The sequence below is a fragment of the Arthrobacter sp. B0316-1-20 genome, from assembly GCF_059091865.1.
Genome location: NZ_JBNHHC010000091.1, coordinates 1 through 7,934 on the forward strand (window position 1 = coordinate 1; position 7,934 = coordinate 7,934).

The following is a 7,934-nucleotide window of genomic DNA, read 5'->3' on the forward strand; positions in this document are numbered from 1 at the left end:
ACAGCAGTACGGCCCTCCCGCGTGGATCTTCGGCATTCATCAGTAGGCTCGGATAATAAGGCGAATGTGACACTTTCCGTCATGGGAGATGAGGGATGATGCTGACTGGCAAGGAGATCGCTCGGCTCGCCGGCGTATCGCAAGCCACCGTCTCACGTGTCGTGCAGGGCTCGCCTCGTGTCAGCGCCGAGAATCGCCGACGCGTCGAGAAGGTGATGGCGGAGGTCGACTACGTGCCGAACGCGCAGGCCCGCGCGATGCGGATGAAGCGATCTGGGGCCATCGGAGTAGTGGTCGGCGAAATCACCAACCCCTGGTACCCCGTGATGCTCTACGCACTGGCCCGCGAGATCGATGGCGCCGGCCTACGCATGAACGTGTGGGTCTCGGACGGCGAGAACAGCGAACAGGCAGCGATCGAGGCAATCCGCTCCAAGCTTGTCGACGGACTGATCTTCACAACCGCAACCCGCGATTCGAAAGCACTGCGCACCGCGCTCGAGATGGGCTTGCCCGTCGTGCTCGTCAACCGCAGCCTCGAGAACATCACCAGCGATCAAGTCACCGGCGATAACATTGGCGGCGGTGCGGCCGTCGCAACTTACTTTCTTGCGCACGCGCGCACCAGCGTCGCCCTCGTCGGCGGCGGTCCATGGGTCAGCACGGGACGGGAAAGGCGCAGGGGGTTCGTCGACGTCTTCGCCGATGCAGGAATTCGCATCCCTCACGCCCGCATGCCTGAAACTGATTTCACGCATCAGGCAGGCCTCGATGCCGGAAGGCTGTTGCTCGCAGATGACCCGCCGCAGGCAATCTTCTGCGCCACCGACGTCATCGCGTTCGGCGTCATCGACGCCGCGAAGGAGCGCGGACTACGAGTACCCGAGGATCTCTGGGTCGTGGGCTACGACGATATCCCGATGTCAGCGTGGAAAGTGCTCGACCTCACCACAATCCGTCAACCCATCGACGAGATGGCCACATTATCGCTCCAGATGCTCCTGGCGCGCATCAATAACACCGACGCGGACTTCGAACACAAACGCTTCGCGACCGAACTAGTCATACGCGGTTCGACGGGATACCTGCCCGCGTGAGCCCACCGCCTCGCCTCTAAGAACATAGGAGAACTCGTGGAACTTGTCCTACCCATGCAAGTGCGGTTTTCGGACGTCGACCGCTTCGGCCACATCAACAACGCGGTCTACTTGTCCTACCTTGAGCTCGCCCGTATCCGGATCTATCAGGACGAATCGCTCGGAGCTTCGGTGGAAAGCCTCGCGGGCGAAGGGGCCGGGATCGTCATTGGCTATCAGGAGATCGCCTATCGAGCTCCGATCGGGCCGAACGTTCCGACCGTCGATGTAGCCGCATGGGTGACACGGGTAGGGCGATCGAGCTTCGATATCGCCTACAGCGTTCGCAATGGAGAAGTTGAGTGCGCAATCGCTTCGACATCGACCGTGCTCGTCGACGTTTCGACCGGACGCCCCCGCGCACTCCCCGATCACGCGAAGGGGGTCCTGGAGCATTTCAGCGGGCCACCCGTCGACGTGCGGGCACGGTAAAGCTCGGCCCTCGACGCTATCCCACAGTGAGTCCACACTGCAATTCACGCACCAACCAGCACAGCAGAAGCGCTCCAGGAATTGCGCTGCCACAGGATTCAACGAATGATGTGGCAGCGAGGAGATCGAAGCCCTCCCAAGCCGGCCTTTCGAGAGTTTTCTCAGAACCGTTCATAGTGACGGGACGGATTTGCAGCTCGTATCGGTGGAGAATGTGCCCGGCGGTTTTAGCAAGCAGACCTATTTTGTAACGGTCCTTGAGTCGGGTGATAAGATGCGGGAGCTAGTCGTGAGAAAGAACGACAGTGTGCCGTTTATGTTCCATCCGGCGTATCGTATCGAGCGCGAGTTCTCACTACTACGCGAACTCTCGAATGGGTAACGCTGTTAACGGGATCGACGGAGATTTCTACGTAATGGAGCGGCTTCCAGGAAAGCCGCTGGGTGCGTTGTCTTCTGGAGCACAGAAGATTTCGGAAGCTGTCGCACTGGAAGTGGCTGAGCATCTCGCCAGACTGCATAAGGTAACGCCAGACACCCCGTCCGCCAACCCATGGGGCACACTGATAACCACGGCCACCGCCTCCGATCCGGGAGTTCTCGCATGAACCCTTCGATCATCAGGCGGTGGCCGCCAAGCGGGCAAACGGGGCACCCCGCTACAGGGAACCGGCCGGGACCACCCGCGCAGGTTAAATAACAAGCTTAGACCCCCGGCCCGCCACAACTCGGATACCGCGAGGACATGCGAGGAGTGGCGGATTACGGATTAGCGCGGACCGGCGCTCGCGCGATGTCCATTTCGGTGCCCTCGGCGCCGTCGAAAACATGCGCGCCGCGCAAGCTGACGTCGGCTCCGCCATCGACGAAAACGACCTGCCCGGTGACATGCGTGTTCTCTTCGCTCGCCAGCCATCCCAGCAGGCGAGCGACGACGACCGGTTCGGCCGGCCCGTTAAGCGGCATTGGGACGGCGGCGAGAAGTGCTGCACGCCCTTCTTCGGTTTGCATCATGGGCACCCTCATAGTCATAGGAGTAAGGATCACACCAGGGCCAACACCATTGAGCGGAATACCGGCACCGGCCCACTCCTCTGTGATCGACGCAGACCGCACCCACTCGGCAATCGCACGCTTGGTGGAGGCATAGATCAGGTGCCCACCATCACCCGCTGGCAGATCGTCAGCGATCGACACTGCCTGGGTCTCATCATCAGCTTCCATCGCGGCGACCAACGCGGCATTGTTCTGCTGGAGCGTCGAGAAGGACGCCACGACGACCGCGCGCGGCGCCGGCGAGTTGGCTAATAGCGGCCTCAACGCCTCAAGGCTGGCCTTCGCGCCGAAGTAATTCACCTTGACCATTAGCGACGATGACGTGACGACGCCGGCCACAGCGATCACTGCGTCGACTGAGCCGCCGCTGATCGCGGCGACTGCATCGGCAAGACCCGCTCGACCTTCAGTCGTCGATAGGTCAGCGTCAACGTCACTGCCGTGCAGGTCTACGCCGATCACCCGGTGCCCCTGCTCCTCCAATAGCACTTTCGTCGCGCGACCGATTCCTGAAGCGGCTCCCGTAACTACATATGTCCTCGCCATGAAAATCCTTTCCGACCGATGACACTATATGTTCGAATGGCACGATATTTCACTGATTGCAGTTTGGGTATGGCCGCCAGCAGAGGCACGACCCGCACCAGGTCGATGACGGTGGCGGTGCCGCGGACGGAGACCCGATCGAAGATCACCACCGGTACGGTCTGCTCGTCCAGGATCTCAACGGTGTCGTGGCGCAGCCCCACTGTCACCGTGCTGGAGCCGAACGACGGGCCGGCGGCATACGTGTTCTGCTTCACCAGCAGTTCCCGGTCTTTGTTGGTGCGGCGCTGCTCGTTGCGCACCGGGTCGAACCCGACCACCCCAACAAACTGTCACTAACCGTCTTGGACGGGCACGCCTAGACGCCCTCGAGGTTCTGACCGATCTGCTCGGTCGATGTGGGCGTCGTGACTGTCGATACACTCAAGATCCGTCTGCGTGAAGAGCTTGACGTTCGCCGAGGTTGCCCTGGAACGCGAGGCGCAACTGGTCGGTCCTTCGCACTCTGTGCGAGCATGACCCCCGCACCACTATTCGTCATGCCACGAACGACATCGTCGCCGTTAGATTGGGTCATGGCGTTAGCTTCGCGATTCGGCCAGAACTTGCTTTGCAGGAAACCGCTTACTGCCGTCAGCTCCTTCGAACTTCAGACCGGGGAAGCCCTTGGCGACGTTTTCCCTCATCCTGCGGCCGTACTCCGGAATACCCGAGGGGTACTGCGTATACACCAGCGGCTTGCCTGGAATGTTGCCACCGGTGTACCAGTTCTTTGAATAGCTGAAGAACTTTGACATATTCCCCACAGCTTCCTGCACATGATCCAGAAATTCGGATGCTGCTTCTTCGGTAACCTCGACCGATCGAGCACCCAGGGCCTCTGCATGAGCAATCTGAGCGACGATAAAGTCCACCTGGAATTCGGTAGCCCGCGGTACGTTTCCTGCTCCAACGTGCGGTCCGCCCGCGACGAACAGGTTGGGGAACCCAGGCACGTTTGAGCCGAATAGGGTGACCGGTCCTTCACTCCAGGCATCCCTGAGTTCCTCACCGTCTCGGCCTGTAATGTTCAGATCCAGAACCGCGCCGGTGACTGCATCAAATCCTGTGGCAAGCACGACTGCATCAAACTCGAACTCGCGTTCGCTCGTCTCGATTCCTGCCTCGGTGAAGCGCACAATCGGGGTGACCGGCAGCTCGACGAGTTCGACGTTCTCCTGATTGTAAACCTCGTAATAGTTCGTCTCCATCGGAGGCCGCTTGGCGCCGAACGCGTGATCCTTAGGGATGAGCTTCTCTGCGATCACCGGGTCTTTTACTCGTTGACGGATCTTACTCGCGAGGAAGTCTGACCACGCCTTGTTCGCCGCCTCGTCCAATGCCAGATCGGCGAATGATTCAGATACCTTTCGGAGGCCACCGCTGCGATATAGCTCCTCAAACTTCTGAAGACGCTCCTCTTCCGTCACATCGAAGGTCTTGCGGGGGTCGGGGTAATGTTCAAAAGCCATCCACGCAATATCCATTTGTGCACGCATCTCGTCATATCGGCCCTTAATTTCTGCCATTTCTTCAGCAGAATAGGGCCGATTATTGAGAGGGGAACACCAGTTTGGCGTGCGCTGGAATACCGTGAGAGAGCCGGCGACTTCTGCGATTGGCGGAATGACTTGTACGCCGGTCGCTCCGGTTCCAATCACGGCGACCCGCTTCCCCGCGAAATCGACTTCCTCCTTAGGCCAACGGGAGGTGATGTACACCTCGCCCTTGTACGAGTCGAACCCCGGCCAATTGGGCGTGTAAGTAGCAGAAAGCAGACCTGCCGCGGGCACGAAGTACTTGCACAGCAATACCTCCCCAGTTGACAGAGTGAGAGCCCATTCTGAGTTAGCTTCGTCGAGATCGGCCTTCTGAACAATCGTGTTGAACTGAATGTGATCCCGGATGCCCCAGCGGTCCACGACGTGGTTAAAATAGCGCTCGATTTCCGGTGCTGAAGCGTACTCCTCGGACCAGTCCCAGTCCTGCAGCAGCTTCTTATCGTGGAAATAGCCGTACGATGGGCTCTCTGAATCAAATCGGCACCTCGGGTAACGGTTCCAATACCACGTTCCGCCTACACCCGTACCAGCTTCCACAAGCTTAACGGTGAGGCCCAATTTGAGCAGTCGCTCGAGGGCGTAAAGGCCTGTGACACCAGCCCCAACGACCACAGCATCAAAGCGATTCGGCGACTGAGTATCTAGTGACTGAGACATTTAAACTCCCCTAAATATGAAGCAAGAACGCTCTTCTTTGCGCGTTCCCACTGTTGGCCTGCTCGCTCAACAGTGGTTAGGCTATTACTTATCGATCGCTAGATCAACACTTTTGAGGGACGGAAATACGGGCGTGCGGCAGTTGGCGCCTAGCAGTATCAGAGAGCGGTGATCCACGTTCCCATAGCCGGGCTCTGGGTATCGGATCGCGCAGCCGGCCTGTGATCTGATCTCTGAACATTGGCGTGCTCGCGCCGGCACCTGACCCGGCGCCGGGCTCGGAGCCGGCACCGGAACCGGTGCAGGTCGAACCGGCGCCCGGCGATGAGATCCCGACCACCACCGCCGACGGCTTCATTCAGTACCGAATGGGGTCAATATTTAATCGGCGCTACGGGGTCAGTTTTCCACTGGCACTGACACCCGGTGCGGCTCAGCAGGATGCGATTGGATTCGGTGTTACCAGCTGCGCATTCCGTAGACCTGGGTTACCTGCTTCATGACCGGATCGCTGGTGAATCCATATTTGTCTCCGCATTACATCGGAGGTCTCTGAATAGTATGGGGAGTACCGCTTCCTGTATTTTGATTTCACGCCCGGCTGCAGGGCCGGTATGTGTATCGGTAAGTCTGGCAGGCCGTGGCTGAAAGGATTCCTGTGTCACACAAACTCACTTCCGGCCAGCAGGCCCAGGCAGATCGCCCCGGTCGGCGCCCCGGGCTGTTGCCGCGTGATCTTGGGCTTATTGCCCTCTTTGCTGCGCTCATAGCCGCCCTGGGATTTGTTGCGGTTCCGGTTGCAGGCATCGCGGTGCCGATCGTCCTGCAGAACCTGGGCGTGTTCCTGGCCGGCGCCGTTCTTGGCGCACGGCGGGGCACGCTGGCGGTCGTTACCTTCCTGGTCCTGGCTGCCGCAGGTCTGCCGCTGCTCTCGGGCGGCCGTGGAGGTATCGGGGCGTTCATGACGCCATCGCTGGGCTACCTGCTGGGCTGGATCGCCGGAGCTTTCGTCATCGGCTTCATCGCGGACAGGATCCGCTCCGGGAAGCGATACTTTCCAAAGATTTTGACCGCCGTCCTGCTCGGCGGAGTGCTGCTCATTGATCTGCTGGGGGCGCTGGTTTCTCCCCTCTTTACCGGCCTGGATCTGGGGATCACCTTGATCGGTTCGGCGGTGTTCCTCCCCGGTGACATCCTCAAGGCGGTGCTGGCCGCACTGGTGGCCGCCGCAGTCCACCGCGCCTATCCGGTTCCGCCCGCAGGTATCCGGCGAGGCGAGAGCGGGGCGTAGGGTCCCCGTGGGCCTCCCTGGCCGGAAAGATCTGCAAGCATGATTTCACTGCAAGACGTCAGCCATGACTTCAACGGGTTCGAGGTGCTCCACCAGGTCAGCCTGAACCTTCGGGAACATCGGATCGCTTTCATTGGCGCCAACGGCAGCGGCAAATCAACCCTGGCCCGTACCCTCAATGGATTGCTGGTCCCGCGGGCCGGATCCGTTGTGGTGGATGGTGTGGACACCCGCAAGGACGCTGTCCGGGTGCGCCGCAGAGTCGGGTTCATTTTTTCGGATGCGGATCACCAGATCATCATGCCCACCGTCGCCGAGGACGTCGCGCTGGGGCTGCGGGGACAAAAGCTGTCCAAGCCGGAGAAGGCGGATATTGTCGCCGAGGTCCTGGACCGTTACGGGCTGTCCGGGCTTTCCGGCCACCCGGCGCACCTCCTGTCCGGCGGGCAGAAGCAAATGCTTGCCCTGGCCTCCGTCCTGGTCACCGGACCGGACATTCTGATTTGTGATGAGCCGACCACCCTCCTGGATCTGCACAATGTCCAGATTTTCCTCGATACCATCGGAAATCTGCGTCAGCAGGTCATCCTGATGACGCACCATTTGGACATCATTGAGGATTTCGACCGGGTCATCGTCATGGACCAGGGGCAGGTTCGCTTCGACGGATCCCCCGGGGAGGCCGTGGCCGCTTACCGGCACCTGATCAGCTCCCGGAACAAGGAGCGCACCTGCCGATGATCGGCCTCTACGTCGACGGTGCTTCAGTGCTGCACCGGGCCCCGGCGGGGGTGAAATTCCTGCTGCTGTTCCTGGTTCTTGCAGGCGTTTTCCTCGTGGAGGACCTGTATGTGCTGGGCGGGTTCCTGCTGTTCAGCCTGCTGCTCTACCCGGTTGTCGGCATCCGGGCCCCGTTCGCCTGGTCGGCGGTGCGCCCTGTGGTCCCGTTCATGGTCCTGACGGTCGCAGCCCAGATGCTTTTCAACAGCCTGGAGCGGGCAGCGGTGTTCGGAATCCGCATGTTCGTCGCCGTTCTGCTGGCGAGCCTGCTGACCTACACCACCCGCAGCAGCGACATGCTGGACTTTTTCGGCAGAATGCTCGCCCCGCTGCGTCATATCGGGATCAGCCCTTGGCGGGCCAGCCTGGTGCTGTCGCTGACGGTGCGTGCTGTTCCGCTTCTGTCAGCGTCGATCACCACGGCGCGGGAGGCAT

Annotated in this window: 8 protein-coding genes; 5 read left to right on the top strand and 3 right to left on the bottom strand. The window is 60.4% G+C overall.

All coding sequences use genetic code 11. The annotated features are described in order from the left end of the window. Positions 1-95: 95 nt before the first annotated feature. A complete protein-coding gene (locus tag AC5RW2_RS38915) occupies positions 96-1,097 on the top strand; it encodes a LacI family DNA-binding transcriptional regulator (RefSeq protein WP_494037309.1) in 1,002 nt (333 codons plus the stop codon). A gap of 36 nt (positions 1,098-1,133) precedes the next feature. Continuing rightward, positions 1,134-1,568 carry an acyl-CoA thioesterase gene (locus AC5RW2_RS38920; protein ID WP_494037308.1) on the top strand — a complete coding sequence of 145 codons (435 nt, stop codon included), beginning with the start codon at positions 1,134-1,136 and terminating at the stop codon, positions 1,566-1,568. 762 nt (positions 1,569-2,330) lie between these two features. On the opposite strand, the gene AC5RW2_RS38925 is transcribed toward AC5RW2_RS38920, so the two are convergent. From AC5RW2_RS38925 to AC5RW2_RS38935, 3 genes are all read right to left on the bottom strand, one after another. Continuing rightward, on the bottom strand, positions 2,331-3,170 hold the full coding sequence (locus AC5RW2_RS38925; RefSeq protein ID WP_494037307.1) for an SDR family oxidoreductase: 840 nt from the start codon (positions 3,168-3,170) through the stop codon (positions 2,331-2,333). Further along, positions 3,152-3,490 (bottom strand): hypothetical protein, encoded by a 339-nt coding sequence (locus AC5RW2_RS38930; RefSeq protein ID WP_494037306.1) that lies wholly within the window; start codon positions 3,488-3,490, stop codon positions 3,152-3,154. Before AC5RW2_RS38930 ends, AC5RW2_RS38925 begins: the two co-directional genes overlap by 19 nt. 261 nt (positions 3,491-3,751) lie before the next feature. After that, on the bottom strand, positions 3,752-5,428 hold the full coding sequence (locus tag AC5RW2_RS38935) for a flavin-containing monooxygenase (protein ID WP_494037305.1): 1,677 nt from the start codon (positions 5,426-5,428) through the stop codon (positions 3,752-3,754). A gap of 658 nt (positions 5,429-6,086) precedes the next feature. Between AC5RW2_RS38935 and AC5RW2_RS38940 the strand changes: the two genes are divergently transcribed. The 3 genes from AC5RW2_RS38940 to AC5RW2_RS38950 all read left to right on the top strand — a co-directional run. Next, positions 6,087-6,719, top strand: coding sequence for a biotin transporter BioY (locus AC5RW2_RS38940; protein WP_494037304.1), 633 nt, complete (start codon positions 6,087-6,089; stop codon positions 6,717-6,719). A gap of 39 nt (positions 6,720-6,758) precedes the next feature. Then, positions 6,759-7,460, top strand: coding sequence for an energy-coupling factor ABC transporter ATP-binding protein (locus AC5RW2_RS38945; RefSeq protein WP_494037303.1), 702 nt, complete (start codon positions 6,759-6,761; stop codon positions 7,458-7,460). After that, positions 7,457-7,934, top strand: a 478-nt coding sequence (locus AC5RW2_RS38950) for a CbiQ family ECF transporter T component (RefSeq protein ID WP_494075185.1), incomplete at its 3' end; no start/stop codon positions are given. The genes AC5RW2_RS38945 and AC5RW2_RS38950, both read left to right, overlap by 4 nt.